We start from the raw sequence: 16022 nt of genomic DNA, 5'->3' as shown, positions 1-16022 counted from the left end.
CTCAAGAACTGGCGTCGCATCGCCACCCGATATGACAAAACCAGAGAGTCATATCTCGGCTTCGTCAGCCTCGCATCAGCATTGCTGTGGCTGCCCTTTGTCCACGAGGCCTAGGTTCCGGAAAGTACCCGTACAAAAATGCCATCAGCTGTTTCGATGGCAGGTGCAAAGCTCGGTTCCTGCGTCGAGCCAAAAATAAGTGCTACGAAAATGCGGCCGTCCCGATAGTAGCTCTCATCCGACACCTCGATCTCCTCCGGCTGTAGAATTGACCACACATCACCGTTCCCGGTGTTCCTGGTTTCGAAGGATATTCCAGCCTCTCGATGAGCTTTCACCATCGGCGTGGTCGCTTGCTGTTGGATCATCGACGCGCTCTTAACCACGGCAGTCAGCGCCGCTGCTTGCTGTTGTGACGGGCCTCCTCGCCCGGCTCGGACGATGAGGGCGAAAGGTTGCTCAAAGCATGAGAGTGTGATGCTGCCTCGCCAATACTCGACGCCGTATTCCTTCCCATAACGAAGATGGCCGAACGGAGAATGATTGATCTCCGTCACATTTGTCATCGACTCCTCCGCATCCATTTGAGCGCGGATAAATATTATCATTGCGCTGTAGAATTTCGCTAAGAAATATCCTGAGCTAGGAGCCTGTTTACGGTCAAAAACCGAAATGGCACAGCGCAAAGCAATAGTGAGGAAACGAGATACAACGTGTCTCTCTGCAAATATTTGCTAATCCCCTAACGGCTCCATCTCCCTACCCGCTCGCCGGATCTGCACATTGTATTTGACCCGGCGCAGTGTTTCGCGGGCCGAACCGCCGAGCTTGTAGCCGGTGGCCGTCGCCATCAGGTCGATCAGGGTCAGGAAGGCGAAGCGCAGGGCCGTGGGCTTGAGCGTGTCGGCATATTCGGGCACGGCCACGGTCAACCTGACGTCGCAGGCGCGGGTGAGGTCGGTGTCGGGGGCGGTGACGCAGATGGTGGTGGCCCGGTATTGGCGGGCGATCTCGACCGCCTCCACCACCTCGCGCGTGCGCCCGGTTGCCGAGATCGCGATCACCACGTCTTTCGGCTTCAGGGTCGAGGCCGTCATGCGCATCACATAGGGATCGATATGGGCTGATACCGCGATGCCATAGCGAAAGAGGCGATATTGCGTCTCCTGCGCCAGGGCGGAAGCGCTGCCGCCGAGGCCGAAAACGGCGATCTGGCGAGCGCCGGCGATCAGGTCGGCCGCTTTCTGCAGTTCTGCTGGATCGAGCTGGCGCTCGGTCGCCTCGATCGCGCGATGGGCCTCGCCGAACACGGCGTTCCAGAACGGCAGGCCGTTATCGGCATGAGCGCCCGATTTGCCGAGATAGAGCGCGCCGACCACCAGGCTCTGGGCCAGGCGCAGCTTGAAGTCCCTGACGCCCTCGCACCCGATGGCACGGCAGAATCGCGTCACGGTCGGTTCGCTCACCCCGGCACGCCTGGCGAGTTCGCCATTGGAGGCGGCGACGGCGGCCTCGACATCCTCGAGGACCACGTCGGCGACACGCCGCTCGGCCGGACGCAAATCGCCATAGGCGTCCTTAACCAGGGAAATGATGTCGGGGATGTGGGCTGGCCTTTCGGAAATGGGGCCAGGCTCGCTGCCGGCCGCGCCGCGCCTGGGCGCCTTCGTCCTGCCCTGGCTCATGAGGCGTTCTCCCTCCACTTCAACGAGCGCCCCTGTGCAGGATGGCGCCATCCATGTAGGAAAGTAACACAACATTCATGAAGCAATAATTCAAGATAATTCCGATAGATAGAAGAGTTTGCGGTCAACTGGTCTTGTAATGGTCCTGTCCTCTGCTTGACACCAAAGTAGGATAGTTACACAGTGCCGGCCGCGATGAGATGGCCCTTGAGGGCCGCGGCGCATTCTCCGAGGGATGGAATGAAAACGGGGCTGGCATCACACCCGAAGCTTGCCGTGCGGGAGGCGAGCAAGGTCTATCACACCGCTTCGGGCAATCTCGTTGCGCTGGACCGCTGCAACATCGACATTCAGGCCAACCAGATCGTCTCCATCGTCGGGCCATCTGGCTGCGGCAAGACCACCTTGCTGTGGTCGATGTCGGGTCTTCACCACCTCTCCAGCGGCGAGATCAGGCTGGACGGGAAAGCGATCACCGGCCCGCATCCCGATATCGGCCTCGTCTTCCAGGAGGCCAACCTGCTGCCCTGGCGCAACCTCGACGCCAATATCGCCTTTCCCTTCGAGATCAAGGGCACCCGTCCCGACCGGGCCTGGATCGAGCATCTCCTGCAACGCGTCGGTCTTGCCGGCTTCGGAGGCAAGTTCCCGCGCGAGCTTTCCGGCGGCATGCAGCAGCGGGCCTCCATCGTGCGCGCTCTAGCGCTCAAGCCTTCGGTTTTGCTGATGGACGAGCCCTTCGGCGCCCTCGATAGCTTCACCCGCGAAGAGATGAACCGCTTGGTCGAGGAGATCTGGCTGGATCGGCCGACCACCATCGTCTTCATCACCCACAGCATCGAGGAGGCCATCTTCCTCTCGGACCGGGTGATCGTGATGAGCGCCAGGCCCGGGCGGGTGGCAAGGGAATATCAGGTGCCCTTCGCGCGCCCGCGCTCCCTGGAAATCATGGCCACCAAGGAGGTCTTCGACCTGCAGAACGCCATCAAGCTGGACATCGTCGGCGGCCGCACCAGCCAGATGCAGGCGCCGCTGCGAAGCGCCGTAGCCGCCAGCTGAGGACATCGCCGTGAGTGACGCCGTTCCCCAATTCCCGAAGGCCAAGTCCTTCTCCAAGGCAAGTTCCGGCGACGGCCGGGATGTCAGCCTCACCAATCTGTCGGCCTTTTCATCAGGTCCCGGCATCAAATCCGGCTTCGAGGTCGCCGCGATCATCGCCGTTGCCGTGATCCTGATCGGGGGCGCCGAGTTGGCGCTCAGGCTGTTCAAGGTGCCGCTCTACATCATGCCGCCGCCGAGCGCGATCGCCGCGGCGCTGTTCACCGAGTTCCCGCTGATCCTGCCGCATCTCGGCTACACGCTGGTGGAACTGGGCGGCGGCTTTGCCATCGGCGCTTGCATCGGCCTGATCCTTGCTGCCTTGATCACCCAGTTTCCTTTCGCCGAGAAGATCATCGCGCCCTATATCCTGCTGCTGGTCACCACGCCGATGCTGGCCTTGGTGCCGCTGCTCATCCTGCGCTTCGGCTTCGGCTATACGCCGAGGATCATCGCGGTGGCGCTTGCCGCCGGCCCGATGGTGATGATCAACGCCGCCACCGGCTTCCGGCGGGTCGACAATGCCAAGATCGCTTTGGCTCGCTCCTATGGCGCCTCGACGCTGCAGATCTTCTGGAAGATCCGGGCGCCGATGGCCCTGCCGATGATCCTCGTCGGCCTGATGATCGGCGCCATCTTCGGCCTGCTGACGGCGGTCGGAGCCGAAATGGTCGGTGGCGGCTTCGGGCTCGGCAACCGGCTGACGACCTATTCCTCGATGATCCAGATGCCGCAATTCTTCGCGGTGGTACTGGTGCTCTCCATCCTCGGCATCCTGATCTATGTGCTGTTCTTCCTGATCGGTAAGAAGTGGGCGAGCTGGGAAACCTGAGCAGGAAAGCAACGATAGCAAAGCGTTAGAACGAAAAGACCACACACCATTCGAACTGCCGGAAACAGGCAGGGGCCAACTGGAGGAAACCCGTGACGAAGAACGAGACCGCATCGATGATGCCAGAAATGAGCCGGCGCTATTTCCTGCAGGTGGGGGCCGGCGGCCTGGTGACCGCGACGGCCCTCGGCGCCTCCGGCCTGCTGACGCCGGCGCGGGCCGCCGCCTATGAGAAGTTCACCTGGATCTCGCCGCGCGGCACGCTGGAAGTGCTCGACGACTATCCCTATTGGGCGGCGAAGAAGGCCGGCTATTTCGGCGATCTCGCCACTGACATGCAGCCGGGCCCCTCCGACGGCACGGCGACGGTGAAATTCGTCGATGTCGGCCAGGCCGACATGGGTTTCCCATCCCCGGGCGTGTTCTCCTTCGCCATCCAGAACGGCATGAAGCTGAAATCCGTGTTCCACATGGGGGCACGCGACACGTTCAGCTTCGCCTTCCGCAAGGGCGAGGGCACCAAGGATCTCAAGACGCTGGAAGGCAAGACCATCCTGCTCGGCTCGGCCGCCTGGCAGGCGATCACCGATCCGCTGCTCGCCGCCCAAGGCGTCGACGTCAAGAAGGTGAAATATGTCGAGGCCGGCTGGCCGACCTGGGGCACGGCACTGGCCGGTGGCCAGGGCGATGCGGCGCTGTCCTGGGAAGGGCTCAGGGCGGAATGGATCGCCAAGGGACTCAGCTTCGACTACTGGCTCGGCGTCCAGCATTCGAAATTCCCGGCCAATACCTTCGTGGTGCGCAGCGCCGACCTCGAGGATCCCGATCGCAAGGCCTTCCTGGAGAAATATCTGCGCGGCTGGGCCATGGGCCTCGAATTCGGTTACCAGAACCCGCGGGCGGCCGTGGAGGCGGTGTTCGAGCAGTTCCCGACGCTGGCCAGCAATCTCGGTCCGGAACTCGGCACCACCTCGATCCTGCAGCAGGTCAACGTCTTCCGCGGCGACATGGACAAGCGCGGCGGCTGGGGCTGGCACGACATGGCGAGCTGGCAGGCCTTCTTCGACCAGATCCACAAGATCGGCCAGATCACCGCACCGGTGAAGGCGGAGGACGTGCTCACCAACGACCTGATCAAGCCGGCCAATGATTTCGACAAGGCCAAGGTCAAGGCCGACGCGGATGCCGTCAAACTGTCAGACGGCTTTGCCAAGGTCGATGTCGAGAAGATCAAGGCACATCTCTTCGACGGGGCCCTTTAAGGGGAGTTCAGTCATCCCGCACGCATAGCAGCGCGAAGTGATGCAATGCGTGCGGGACCGCATCCAGGGTTCGCATCATTCTGATAGCTGTCCCGGATCTGCGCGGCATCACTTCGTGCTGCAGCGCGTCCGGGATGACCCGCGGTTCGCATCGGCGCAAGACATCTAGGTATCGGGAGGACGCATGTCCGATAAGGTCAGGATTCTCGTGGTGGGGCTCGGCAATATGGGGGCCTCCCATGCCAGCGCCTATCATCGCAATGATGGTTTCGAGATCGTCGGCATCATGAGCCGGTCGATCAAGTCGAAGCCCGTGCCGGCAGAACTCGAAGGCTACCCGCTGTTCGAGGATTACGAGGCGGCCCTCGCGGAAACCAGGCCCGATGCCGTCTCGATCAATTCGTGGCCGAACACCCATGCCGACTACGCGCTGAGGGCGATCGAGGCCGGCTGCCATGTCTTCATGGAAAAGCCGATCGCCACCACTATCGAGGATGCGGAGAAGGTGGTTGCCGCCGCAGTTGCGAAAAATCGCAAGCTGGTGCTCGGCTATATCCTGCGCGTGCATCCGTCCTGGGTGAAATTCATCGAGATGGGCCGCACCTTGGGCAAGCCTTTGGTGATGCGCCTCAACCTCAACCAGCAGAGCAGCGGCCCGGCCTGGCACTGGCACAAGAACCTGATCGATTCCCTGATCCCGATCGTCGATTGCGGCGTGCATTATGTCGATGTGATGTGCCAGCTCACCGGCGCCAGGCCGCTGCGCGTGCACGGCATCGGCGCCAAGCTCTGGCAGGAGGCGGCCCAGCAGAATTACGGCCACCTGCACGTCACCTTCGACGATGGCTCGGTCGGCTGGTACGAGGCCGGCTGGGGCCCGATGATGAGCGAGATCGCCTATTTCGTGAAGGATGTCATCGGGCCGGAGGGGGCGGTCTCCATCGTCGCCGGCCAGAATGAGAGTGCCAAACAGGGCGAGGAGCTCTCCGATTCCGCCGACATCGATCGCCATACCAAGACCGATGCCATCAAGATCCACTACGCCAAGGTCGACGCCGACAAGAATTTCGCCAAGCCGGACGAGATCTTCAGCATGGAGGACGAGCCGGGGCACCAGGAATTGTGCGACCGCGAGCAGGCCTATTTCCTCAAGGCGATCCGCGAGGACCTCGATCTCACCGAAGCCATGGCGGCGGCGGTGAACAGCCTGCGCATCGTGCTGGCCGCCGAACAAAGCATCCGGGAACAGCGGGCGATCGAGCTCGGCTGATCGGCCCGGCGCGTGCCATTAGCACGCGACACCTAGCTATTTCATCACCAAGGAAAGATCGTCATGACGTCATTGCTGGAGACCTATGTCGAATCCGACGCGCTCGGCCTGGCCGGGCTGGTGCAGAAGGGCGAGGTCTCGCCGCTCGAGGTGGTCGAGACCGCCATCACGGTGATCGAGCAGGTCAATCCCAAGCTCAACGCCGTCGTCCACCGGCTCTATGACATGGGCCGGGAGGCTGCGGCCAAGGTCGATCGCAAGGCTCCCTTCGCCGGCGTGCCCTTCCTTGCCAAGGAGCTCGCCAGCTCCTGGAAGGGTGCCCCGCTCACCAATTCGTCGCGCTACCTGAAGGATCTCGTGGCCGACAGTGATTCGGTTTCGGTAAGCCGCATCCGGGCCGCAGGCCTGGTGCTGCTTGGCAAGTCCAACGCGCCCGAGAATGGCTGGTCGATCTCGACCGAGCCCAGGCTCTACGGCGCCACCATCAATCCCTGGAAAGCGGGCATCACAGCGGGCGGCTCCAGTGGCGGCACGGCGGCGGCCGTCGCCTCGCGCATGGTGCCGATCGGCGAGGCGAGCGACGGCGCCGGCTCCATCCGCGTACCCGCCTCCTGCTGCGGCATCGTCGGCCTGAAGCCCTCGCGCGGCCGGGTCACCCTCGCTCCGGCCGGAGACTTCTGGTATGGCGGCGCCTATTTTCTCTGCCATTCACGCAGTGTGCGCGATACGGCCGCCTATCTCGATGCGGTCGCCGGCGCCTTGCCCGGCGATCCCTATACGCCGCCGAGGCCGGCGGAAACCTGGCTGGAACTGTCGAAGCGCGCGCCGGCTCGGCTGCGTATCGGCTACACCGTCAAGCCGGCCAACGGCACGCCGATCGATCCCCAGGTGAAGGCGGCCGTGCTGGCGACGGTGAAGACGCTGGAAGGCCTCGGCCATATCGTCGAGGAACACGACATGGCTCTCGACGGCAATGATGCCTGGAAGACCTATACCCATATGTCTCCGGTCGAGACGGCTGCGATGTTCGATGGCCTGGCCGGCGTGATCGGGCGTCCGGTCACCCGGGACGATGTCGAGCCCGTGACCTGGGCAGTGATCGAGCGTGGTCGTTCGATCAGCGGCGTCGAGCATGCCCGCGATGTCTGGAAATTGCGCGAACTCAGCCGCGCCATCGCGGAGGACCTTGCGCCCTACGACATCTTCATCACGCCGACCCTGACGCAATTGCCGCGCCCGATGGGCTATTACGACATGTCGATGACCGATCTCGACCGGTACAACGCCAAATGGACGGATGCGGGGTTTGCCTTCCCGTTCAACCTGTCGGGCCTGCCGGCGATCTCGCTGCCGCTCGGCTCGACGCCGGACGATATCCCGATCGGCGTGCAGCTTGTCGGGCGCTATGGTGACGAGGCAGCCGTGCTGGCGGTGTCGACCCAGCTCGAACAGGCCATGCCCTGGAAGGGCAGGCGCCCGGCAATCAGTGCGTGAGGTTTCTCAACTCCACACCAACTGGAAATGGCGCGATCAGCCTTCTCCACGAAGTGGGGAAGGTGGCATTGCGAAGCAATGACGGATGGGGTGTGGCGGGCAGTCCGCTAAACACGGCGAGATTGCACCACCGTCATGCCAGTTTTCCATAGGGCGTCGCGTGGCTCGCCGCACCCCATCCGACCCGGCTTCGCCGGGCCACCTTCCCCACTTCGTGGAGAAGGCTGATCGCGCCTCATCTTGCGGACGAGGAGCTGATCTCCTACCCCGCTGCCGCCAGTTCCTTGCGTAGGATGGCGCGCAATTCGTCGATCAGCACCGGCTTGCCGCCATCGTCATAGTGCCAGTAGGTCCAGCCATTGCAGGCGGGCAGGCCCTGGGCGAGGGCGCCGATCTTGTGGATCGAGCCGACGATGTCGCCCAGCATGATCGAACCATCGACCCGCACGCGGGCTTGGTGGCGGCCATTGGCGCTGCTGAGGATCGCGCCGGGCTGCAGGAGCTGGCGTTCGATCACGTTGGCGAAGGGAATGCGCGGCTCCGAACGCTTCTCGGCCGGTGCCAGCATGGCGGCATCGTCAACGAGAACAGCGTTGGCGATACGCTCGCGGGCGTGGGCGATATAGGCCTGGTCGCGTTCGATGCCGACGAAATGGCGGCCGAGCTTCTTGGCGACGGCGCCGGTGGTGCCCGAGCCGAAGAAGGGATCGAGCACGACGTCGCCGGGTTTGGAAGCAGCGAGCAGGATACGCGCCAGCAGGGCTTCGGGCTTCTGGGTCGGATGGGCCTTGCGACCGTCGTCGTCCTTGAGCCGTTCGGAGCCGGTGCACAGCGGGATCAGCCAGTCGGACCGCATCTGCACATCCTCGTTGCCGGCCTTCAGCGCCTCGTAGTTGAAGGTGTAGCGCGAGCGCTGGTCGCGCGAGGCCCAGATCAGGGTCTCATGCGCATTGGTGAAGCGCTTGCCGCGGAAATTCGGCATCGGATTGGATTTGCGCCAGACGATATCGTTGAGGATCCAGAAGTCGAGATCCTGCAGGCTGGCGCCGACCCGGAAGATGTTGTGGTAGGAGCCGATCACCCACAGCGTGGCGTCCGGCTTCATCACGCGCTTGACGGCGGCGAGCCAGGCCCTGGTGAAATCGTCATACTCGCGCAGGGAGGCGAACTTGTCCCAGTCGTCATCGACGGCATCGACCATGGAATTGTCGGGCCGCTGAAGATCGCCGCCCAGCTGAAGGTTATAGGGCGGATCGGCAAAGACGAGATCCACGCTGGCGGCAGGCAGGCGCTGCAACGCGGCAATACAATCGCCTTCGATGATGGTATCGAGCGGTAGAACCGCGCCCGTCACGATCGACGAACGCGATTCTACACGCTTCAACCCAGGGCTCATCCGAAGCGCTTGGGCGGCTCCGGTACGCGAGATACTCATGGGGTACTCATACGCAACGCTTACTGACAACACGCTGGATCCTGGGCCGGTTTGGTAAATTCCGCGTTGCCGCCGCGATAAAAATTTCGTGCCGGAACGGGACGCCTGTGCCGTGGCCGAGCTTGCTGTGACTGTCGGCATTCTGCTCAAATTGATGACTTGACGCGGTTCAAATTGTCCGACCATTCTAGCCACCGACCTTGGCACCCAAATTGTGCTGCCATCGGTCCGGGCCCGTCGTAACAAGGGCCCAAACGGGAGAGAGAAATGATCACGCGTCGTTCCTTGCTGCAGATCGCGGCCGGCAGTGCTGCGTTCACCGGCCTCGGGCTGGTGCCGGCCTATGCCGACCTGCCCAAGCTGAAGAAGAAGGACACCTACAAGGTCGGCTTTGCGCAAACGGAGAGCAACAATCCCTGGCGCCTGGCCCAGACCGCCAGCATGAAGGACGAGGCCCAGAAGCGGGGCTGGCAGCTCGTCTATACCGACGCCGCCGGCTCGGCCGCCAAGCAGGTCGCCGACGTACGCTCGATGATCGCCCAGAAGGTCGATGTCATTCTGCTGTCGCCGCGCGAGGAAAAGCCGCTGGTGCCGGCGGTGATGGAAGCCAAGAAGGCGGGTATCCCGCTCTTCCTGATCGATCGCGGCGTCGATGTGAATCTCGCCAAGGGCGGCAAGGACTATGTCGCCTTCATCGGCTCGGACTTCATCAAGGAAGGCGAGATGGCCGGCGAATATCTGGCCAAGGCGGTCAATGGCAAGGCCAAGATCATCGAATTGCAGGGTACGGTCGGCTCTTCTCCGGCCAATGACCGCAAGACGGGCTTCGAGAAGGCGATCAAGGCCTACCCCGATATAAAGATCATCGCCTCCCAGTCGGGCGACTTCGCTCGCGACAAAGGGCGGCAGGTCTTCGAGACGCTCTACCAGGCCCATCCCGATGCCACCGCCCTCTATTCGCACAATGACGAGATGACCATGGGTGCCATCGCTGCCATGGAGGCTGCCGGCAAGGTGCCGGGCAAGGATCTGATCCTTGCTTCGATCGACGGCACGCGTGATGCGGCCCAGGCTGTTTCGGATGGCAAGATCCTCGTCCTGATCGAATGCAATCCGAAATTCGGTCCGGCCGCTTTCGACGCCATCGTCAAATATGCGGCCGGCGAAACCGTGGCGCCGCGTCTCGTCAACACGGACCGGTTGTTCAACAAGGACAACATCGCCGCCTATCTGCCGGAATCCTATTGATCCGGCAGTCATAGAACGCTGACTTTTGTCATTGCTGGGCTTGACGCCGGCAGTCCAGCTCTCCCGGTCCAACGGAGAGCCTGGATGCCGGGGTCAAGCCCCGGCGTGACAAAGGTCGAGCCTATCAGGCGATCGTTCACCGGATAGAGGCGGGTTTTACCGCCATTATGAGCCAGAGACTGCATGGCAGCATCGTCCCCGCTTCTTTCCATGGACGGCATCACCAAGAGTTTTGGCGGTGTCAAAGTCCTGCATGGTGCGACCCTCGACATCGCCCCCGCCGAGGTTATGGCCCTGGTCGGCCAGAACGGGGCCGGCAAGTCGACCATGATCAAGATCCTCAACGGTGCCCATTCGCATGATGGCGGCACCATCACCTTTGGGGGAGCGCCCTGGCAGGCGAGCTCTCCGCAGCAGGCCCAGCGCCTGGGGGTGAGCACCATCTTCCAGGAACTCAATCTGATCGGCTATCGCTCGGTCGCCGAGAACATCTATCTCGGGCGCGAGCCCAAGCGTGCCGGTCTGTTCATCGACTGGAAGGCGATGAATGCCGGTGCACGGGAACTCCTGGCCCGTTTCGACGTGAATATCGACGTCACCCAGCCCCTGGGAGGATTCCCCACCGCCATCCAGCAGATGGTGGCGATCGCCCGCGCGGTCTCCTTCAAGGCCCGCCTGGTGATCATGGACGAGCCGACCTCCTCCCTCGATGAGGCCGAGGTGGCGGTGCTGCTGCGCACCATCCGGCAATTGAAGAGCGATGGGGTCTCGGTGCTGTTCGTCACCCACAAGCTCGACGAGCTCTATGCGGTCTGCGACCGCGTGACCATCATGCGGGACGGGCGTACGGTCGCCGTCTCGACCATGCAGGAGATGCCCAAGCTCACTTTGGTCACCGCCATGCTCGGCAAGGCCCTGGCCGAGGTGATGGCAGGCCCCACTGCCGCCGAGCGTGACGAAGCGCCGTCACGCCGGGAGGAACTGCTCGGCGTGCGTTCGCTCGCAGTCGGTCGCCGGGTCAGCGACGCCACGCTTTCGATCGACAAGGGCGAGATCGTCGGGCTTGCCGGCCTGCTCGGTTCGGGCCGAACCGAAACCGCCCGCGCCATCTTTGCCGCCGATCGCCGGGCCAAGGGAGAGATCGCCTTTGGTGGCGCCAGGACGGATTTCCGTTCACCTGCCGAGGCGATCAAGGCCGGCATGGGGTTCTGCTCCGAGGACCGTAAGGTCGAAGGCATCATCCCCGACATGTCGGTTGCCGACAATCTCACTCTTGCACTGATGCCGGCCCTCTCGCGTTCCGGCCGCTTCGACCTCGCGGAGCAGAGGCGGATCGTCGAGCGCTTCATCAAGGAAATCGGCATCAAATGCTCGAGCCCGGATCAGAAGATCCGCGAATTGTCCGGTGGCAACCAGCAAAAGGTCCTGCTCGCCCGCTGGCTGTGCATGAATCCCAAACTTCTCATCCTGGATGAACCCACGCGTGGCATCGATGTCGGTGCCAAGGCGGAAATTCTCAACCTGATCCGGCGCTTTTCCGCCGAGGGACTCGGCGTGCTGGTGATTTCGTCCGAACTGGAGGAAATCATCGAGGCTGCGACCCGCGTCTTCGTGCTGCGCGACGGCTTGAGCGTGGCGGAGCTGCGGCCGCCTGATATCAGCGAGGACAGCATCATGGCCGCGATGGCCCACGGCGCCAGCCCTGTCGCCGACGAGACCGGAACGCCAGCCCACGGAAAACCCGGCCATGCGTGACGTTCCTGCGTTCCTGCAGCGCTACGGTGTCTTCATCGCGCTGCTGCTTCTGATCGGCTTCAATTTCGTCGTCACACCCAATTTCGCCACCACCCAGACCCTGCTGCTCAACCTCACGCAGGTCTGCACCATCGTGATTGTCGGCATCGGCATGACGCTGGTGATCGCAACCGGCGGCATCGACCTGTCGGTCGGTTCCTTGATGGCGATCGCCGGTGCGTTGTCGCCGATGATCTTCACCGGCAAGCTTGTGGATTTTCCCAACCTCTATGTCGCGATCGCCTTCGGCATCGTCATCCCGGTGCTGGTGGCCGGTCTGTTCGGCCTGTTCAACGGCTGGCTGATCACGCGCTACAACATCCAGCCGATCATCGCGACGCTGATCCTGTTCATCGCGGGCAGGGGTCTCGCTCAGGTCTCCACCAATGGCGACCTGCAGGTCTTCAAGGTCCCCGAATTTCAGGCGATCGCGCTCGGCAAGGTGCTGGGATTGCCGTTCCAGGTCTGGATCATGGCGGTCTTGGTGATCGCGGCCGCCTATGTGCTCAAGGGTACCGTCTTCGGCCGCCAGGTCCTTGCAGTCGGCGGCAATGAGTCGGCTGCTCGGCTCGCCGGCGTGCCGGCGGCACGCGTCAAGGTGCTGGTCTATTTCATCTGCGGGTTGTGCGCCGGCATTGCGGGTCTCATCGAGATCGCCATGAACTCGGCGGCCGATGCCAATCTGATCGGCATGGGCAAGGAACTCGATGCCATCGCTGCGGTGGCCGTGGGTGGCACGCTGCTTTCGGGCGGCCGGGCCACCATCGTCGGCACCTTGTTCGGAGCCCTGATCATCCAGCTGGTGCGCTACACCTTGCTTGCCAACGGCGTGCCGGATGCGGCGGCCCTTATTGCCAAGGCGGTGCTGATCGTGCTCGCCGTCTGGCTCCAGCGGCAGGGAACGGCGTGATGAAGAAATTCCAGTTCACGCCGGTGATCGGCGTCCTGCTCGCCCTCGTGCTGCTCGCGGCCTTCGGTGCCTGGCGCTATGACGGTTTCCTCGGCACCTACAACATCCAGACCGTGCTGCGTTACAACTCGATGTTCATGCTGGTGGCCCTCGGCATGTGTTTCGTGATCATGACCGGCGGCATCGATTTGTCGGTCGGCACCACCGCCGCGCTGGCGAGTGTGGTGTCCGCCTATCTCAGTTCCTATGGCCTCATCGCCGGCGCCGCCGGCGGGCTCGCGGCGGGAGCGGCCGTCGGCATCATCAATGCGCTGATCATCACCCGTTTGAAGATCCTGCCTTTCATCGCCACGCTCGCCACCATGCTGGCGGCGCAAGGCACGGCCCTGCTGCTGGCCAACAACCAGTCGGTCTCGGCTTCCTATGACACGGCCTTCACCGCGCTCGGGCAGGGCGATCTTCTCAGCTTCATGCGACCTGAATGGGTGGATGCCGAAAATGCCGGCACCGCCGCGAACATTCTCGGCTTCATCCTGAGCTTCCCGACGCCGGCCTGGATCGCCCTGGTGGCGTATATCGTGGGCGCCATTACCCTGAACTCCACCTCCTTCGGGCGCCATGTGCTGGCGGTCGGCGGCGGCGCGGAAGCCTCCCGGCTGATGGGCTTGCCGGTCAACCGCACCATCTTCGCGGTCTATGTGATCTCCGGCGTGACGGCCGGCATGGCGGGCGTGATCCTGGCCTCGCAATTCGGTGCAGGGCAGCCGATCGAAGGCATTGGCTGGGAGCTGATCGCCATCGCCTCGGTGGTGGTGGGCGGCACGCTGCTGACGGGCGGCAAGGGCTCCATTGGCGGCACACTGGCCGGCGCCTTGCTGCTCGGCCTGATCTACACCATTCTCAATTTCGAGAACGGCATGGGCTGGATCTCGCTCTCGGCCTATTGGCAGTCGGTAGTGCGCGGCGCCTTCCTGCTGGTCGTCGTCATCCTGCAGGCCAAACTCATGCAGACCAAGCCTGCGCAGATCGCAAAATAGGAAAGTATCATGCTCAAGAACATCGATCCGTTGCTGAATGCCGATGTGCTCTACGCCCTCCGGGCCATGGGCCATGGCGATACGCTGGTGATCTGCGACACCAATTTCCCGGCCGATTCGGTTGCCCGCGAAACGGTGCTGGGCGATCTCCTGCGTATCGACGGCGTAACGGCCGCGCGGGCGGTCGAGGCCGTGCTTTCGGTCGTGCCGCTCGACACCTTCGTCGACGACTCGGCCCGCCGCATGGAGATCGTCGGTTCACCCGATGAGATCCCGCCGGTGCAGCAGGAGGTGCAGGCGGCCATCGACAAGGCGGAAGGCAAGTCCTGGCCGATGACCTCGATCGAGCGCATGGAATTCTATGAACACGCCAAGAAGGCCTATTGCGTCATCGCCACCGGCGAGCGCCGCTTCTATGGCTGCTTCATCTTCCGCAAGGGCGTGATCGCGCCGTAGGAGGTGTTCACCCCTCATCCCCCTGCCGGGACCTCTCGTCAACTCAAGGGAGTTGACGGCACCCGCAAGGGGAGAAGGAGCCTTTGTGGGATAGGCCGCGCGATGTTGAAGCGGCCGGATGTGGCAAAAGCCAGCCCGATGAAATCCCTTCTCCCCGTGCGGGAGAAGGTGGCGGCAGCCGGATGAGGGGGACGCGCTGTCCCTCCTCATCAAACCCGATAAGCCTTGAGCCTGCCGAATGTCAGGCGGTGGTGCGGGCAGGGGCCATGCGTGTCGATGGCGGCGGTATGTTCGGCTGTGCCGTAGCCCATATGGCGCTCGAAGCCATAGAGCGGATAGGTGACCGCCAACTTGATCATCAGGCGGTCGCGGGTGACCTTGGCGATGATCGAGGCAGCGGAAATGGCCGGCACCAGCGCATCGCCGTCGATGATGGCGCGGGCCGGAAGCTGCAGGCCGTGCGGCACGTCCTTGCCGTCGATCTCCACCGACGAAGGGCGCAGGGACAGGCCCCTGACGGCCCGCCGCATGGCGTCGAGCGTGGCGCCGCGGATGTTGAGCCGGTCGATCAGGGCAGGGCTCGAAAAGGCAACCGACACCGAAAGCGCCGACGCCATGATCTCCTGATAGAGCTCTTCGCGTCGTGCCGCCGTGATGACCTTGGAATCGGCCAGGCCGACGGGCACTCTGTCAGGATCAAGGATGACGGCGGCTGCCGAAACCGGGCCCGCCAGCGGTCCCCGGCCAGCCTCGTCGACGCCAGCGAGAAGAAGTTTTGTCATGAACTGGCGTTAGAAGATTCCTGCCGACAGGTCCAGCGTGGAAGATGGCCCGAAACTGTACCGATACAAATCGTGACTTGCTTTGTGCCCCTGCCGTGTCAAGTTGAGTCGCAATATTTCACGGCATGTTGCCGACAACGGTAGCTAGCGTTTGGGCAGATAGCGTTTGTTGCAGGGCAGGGTGGAATGCAAAAGAACGTGACCGATATCGAGGCAGTTGCGCCTTCTCAGGACCATCAATCCAAGAGCGAAGTGGCATCCGCCCCAAACCCGGCTCCGGCCAAGGCCGGCCTGCACTCCGACAATGTGTTCGATCGTCTGGTGCATGACGAGGAGGATGTCGTCGGCCTCCTCGCTTTCTCCCTTTCTATGCAGAACAAGCGTGACTGGCTGGCGGCGTTCAAGAAGGAGGTCGGGCGTGACCCGACGCCTCAGGAACTTGCCGCCTATGACATTGGCGAGCGGATCGATCGTCGCCTGGCGACCTATCGCAAGCTTGCCGAGCACGCCTTGGCTGGCAATTCCTTCTGGGCCTCGGCGACGCTCACACCGGTGAGCGAATTGCCCGGCCCGTCCGTGAGCGAGCCTTCCTCGGCGCCGGCCAAGCCTCAACGCTCGTCCTGGTTCAGCGGTAGCAAGGGTTGATTGCCGGCAGTTCTTGAGATGGCGGAGTGGACGAGGACCGTTTCTTGGGCAATTTGACTGAGGGAGGGAATATC

The 16022-nt window shown here is 63.0% G+C and carries 15 protein-coding genes and 1 pseudogene; 12 read left to right on the top strand and 4 right to left on the bottom strand.

What is annotated here, in order from left to right; translation table 11 throughout:
- Positions 1-114: pseudogene (locus U1R88_RS25525) on the top strand (IS5 family transposase); the annotation flags it as partial.
- On the opposite strand, the gene U1R88_RS25520 reads toward U1R88_RS25525, so the two are convergent.
- Together U1R88_RS25520 and U1R88_RS25515 are read right to left on the bottom strand one after the other, a co-directional pair.
- Complete coding sequence (locus U1R88_RS25520) at positions 111-566, bottom strand: hypothetical protein (protein ID WP_322433777.1); 456 nt, start codon at positions 564-566, stop codon at positions 111-113. The pseudogene U1R88_RS25525 and the gene U1R88_RS25520 sit on opposite strands and share 4 nt — an antisense overlap.
- A 168-nt stretch (positions 567-734) precedes the next feature.
- The gene (locus tag U1R88_RS25515) at positions 735-1685 is read right to left on the bottom strand and encodes a MurR/RpiR family transcriptional regulator (protein WP_322433776.1); all 951 of its coding nucleotides are present in this window, start codon (positions 1683-1685) and stop codon (positions 735-737) included.
- A 240-nt stretch (positions 1686-1925) separates the two neighbouring features.
- Here U1R88_RS25515 and U1R88_RS25510 point away from each other — a divergent pair, with 240 nt between their 5' ends.
- The 5 genes from U1R88_RS25510 to U1R88_RS25490 all read left to right on the top strand — a co-directional run bounded on the left by U1R88_RS25510 (position 1926) and on the right by U1R88_RS25490 (position 7641).
- Entirely contained in the window at positions 1926-2744 is an 819-nt protein-coding gene (locus tag U1R88_RS25510; RefSeq protein WP_322433775.1) for an ABC transporter ATP-binding protein, read from the top strand.
- A 10-nt stretch (positions 2745-2754) separates the two neighbouring features.
- Positions 2755-3615, top strand: a complete 861-nt coding sequence (locus tag U1R88_RS25505; protein ID WP_322433774.1) for an ABC transporter permease — start codon at positions 2755-2757, stop codon at positions 3613-3615.
- A gap of 116 nt (positions 3616-3731) precedes the next feature.
- Positions 3732-4877 (top strand): ABC transporter substrate-binding protein, encoded by a 1146-nt coding sequence (locus U1R88_RS25500; RefSeq protein ID WP_322433784.1) that lies wholly within the window; start codon positions 3732-3734, stop codon positions 4875-4877.
- Positions 4878-5061: 184 nt separating this feature from the next.
- On the top strand, positions 5062-6147 hold the full coding sequence (locus tag U1R88_RS25495) for a Gfo/Idh/MocA family protein (RefSeq protein WP_322433773.1): 1086 nt from the start codon (positions 5062-5064) through the stop codon (positions 6145-6147).
- Positions 6148-6210: 63 nt separating this feature from the next.
- On the top strand, positions 6211-7641 hold the full coding sequence (locus tag U1R88_RS25490) for an amidase (protein ID WP_322433772.1): 1431 nt from the start codon (positions 6211-6213) through the stop codon (positions 7639-7641).
- Between the two features lie 262 nt (positions 7642-7903).
- Here the strand turns inward: U1R88_RS25490 and U1R88_RS25485 are convergent, their stop codons facing one another.
- On the bottom strand, positions 7904-9037 hold the full coding sequence (locus U1R88_RS25485; RefSeq protein WP_322433783.1) for a site-specific DNA-methyltransferase: 1134 nt from the start codon (positions 9035-9037) through the stop codon (positions 7904-7906).
- Between the two features lie 306 nt (positions 9038-9343).
- Between U1R88_RS25485 and U1R88_RS25480 the strand changes: the two genes are divergently transcribed.
- From U1R88_RS25480 to U1R88_RS25460, 5 genes are all read left to right on the top strand, one after another.
- The gene (locus U1R88_RS25480; RefSeq protein ID WP_068291912.1) at positions 9344-10324 is read left to right on the top strand and encodes an ABC transporter substrate-binding protein; all 981 of its coding nucleotides are present in this window, start codon (positions 9344-9346) and stop codon (positions 10322-10324) included.
- A 183-nt stretch (positions 10325-10507) separates the two neighbouring features.
- Complete coding sequence (locus U1R88_RS25475) at positions 10508-12079, top strand: sugar ABC transporter ATP-binding protein (protein ID WP_322433771.1); 1572 nt, start codon at positions 10508-10510, stop codon at positions 12077-12079.
- Positions 12072-13028, top strand: coding sequence for an ABC transporter permease (locus U1R88_RS25470; protein WP_322433770.1), 957 nt, complete (start codon positions 12072-12074; stop codon positions 13026-13028). Before U1R88_RS25475 ends, U1R88_RS25470 begins: the two co-directional genes overlap by 8 nt.
- Complete coding sequence (locus U1R88_RS25465; protein WP_322433769.1) at positions 13028-14065, top strand: ABC transporter permease; 1038 nt, start codon at positions 13028-13030, stop codon at positions 14063-14065. Before U1R88_RS25470 ends, U1R88_RS25465 begins: the two co-directional genes overlap by 1 nt.
- Before the next feature lie 9 nt (positions 14066-14074).
- Positions 14075-14521: an RbsD/FucU family protein gene (locus tag U1R88_RS25460; protein WP_322433768.1), complete on the top strand. Its 447-nt coding sequence runs from the start codon at positions 14075-14077 to the stop codon at positions 14519-14521.
- A gap of 209 nt (positions 14522-14730) precedes the next feature.
- On the opposite strand, the gene rnhB is transcribed toward U1R88_RS25460, so the two are convergent.
- Complete coding sequence (rnhB, locus tag U1R88_RS25455; protein WP_068284723.1) at positions 14731-15303, bottom strand: ribonuclease HII; 573 nt, start codon at positions 15301-15303, stop codon at positions 14731-14733.
- 186 nt (positions 15304-15489) lie between these two features.
- Here rnhB and U1R88_RS25450 point away from each other — a divergent pair, with 186 nt between their 5' ends.
- The gene (locus tag U1R88_RS25450) at positions 15490-15948 is read left to right on the top strand and encodes a hypothetical protein (protein WP_322433767.1); all 459 of its coding nucleotides are present in this window, start codon (positions 15490-15492) and stop codon (positions 15946-15948) included.
- Positions 15949-16022 lie beyond the last annotated feature (74 nt).

Origin of the sequence: Labrys sedimenti, assembly GCF_034424805.1 — a bacterium.
GTDB classification, from domain to species: Bacteria; Pseudomonadota; Alphaproteobacteria; order Rhizobiales; family Labraceae; genus Labrys; species Labrys sedimenti.
This window is presented reverse-complemented; position numbering and strand designations above follow the sequence as displayed.

Coding starts and splice junctions, on each gene's coding strand:
- U1R88_RS25520 (WP_322433777.1), bottom strand. CDS start 566: ATGACAAATGTGACGGAGATCAATCATTCTCCGTTCGGCCATCTTCGT.
- U1R88_RS25515 (WP_322433776.1), bottom strand. CDS start 1,685: ATGAGCCAGGGCAGGACGAAGGCGCCCAGGCGCGGCGCGGCCGGCAGC.
- U1R88_RS25510 (WP_322433775.1), top strand. CDS start 1,926: ATGAAAACGGGGCTGGCATCACACCCGAAGCTTGCCGTGCGGGAGGCG.
- U1R88_RS25500 (WP_322433784.1), top strand. CDS start 3,732: ATGATGCCAGAAATGAGCCGGCGCTATTTCCTGCAGGTGGGGGCCGGC.
- U1R88_RS25495 (WP_322433773.1), top strand. CDS start 5,062: ATGTCCGATAAGGTCAGGATTCTCGTGGTGGGGCTCGGCAATATGGGG.
- U1R88_RS25490 (WP_322433772.1), top strand. CDS start 6,211: ATGACGTCATTGCTGGAGACCTATGTCGAATCCGACGCGCTCGGCCTG.
- U1R88_RS25485 (WP_322433783.1), bottom strand. CDS start 9,037: ATGAGCCCTGGGTTGAAGCGTGTAGAATCGCGTTCGTCGATCGTGACG.
- U1R88_RS25480 (WP_068291912.1), top strand. CDS start 9,344: ATGATCACGCGTCGTTCCTTGCTGCAGATCGCGGCCGGCAGTGCTGCG.
- U1R88_RS25475 (WP_322433771.1), top strand. CDS start 10,508: ATGGCAGCATCGTCCCCGCTTCTTTCCATGGACGGCATCACCAAGAGT.
- U1R88_RS25470 (WP_322433770.1), top strand. CDS start 12,072: ATGCGTGACGTTCCTGCGTTCCTGCAGCGCTACGGTGTCTTCATCGCG.
- U1R88_RS25465 (WP_322433769.1), top strand. CDS start 13,028: ATGAAGAAATTCCAGTTCACGCCGGTGATCGGCGTCCTGCTCGCCCTC.
- U1R88_RS25460 (WP_322433768.1), top strand. CDS start 14,075: ATGCTCAAGAACATCGATCCGTTGCTGAATGCCGATGTGCTCTACGCC.
- rnhB (WP_068284723.1), bottom strand. CDS start 15,303: ATGACAAAACTTCTTCTCGCTGGCGTCGACGAGGCTGGCCGGGGACCG.
- U1R88_RS25450 (WP_322433767.1), top strand. CDS start 15,490: ATGCAAAAGAACGTGACCGATATCGAGGCAGTTGCGCCTTCTCAGGAC.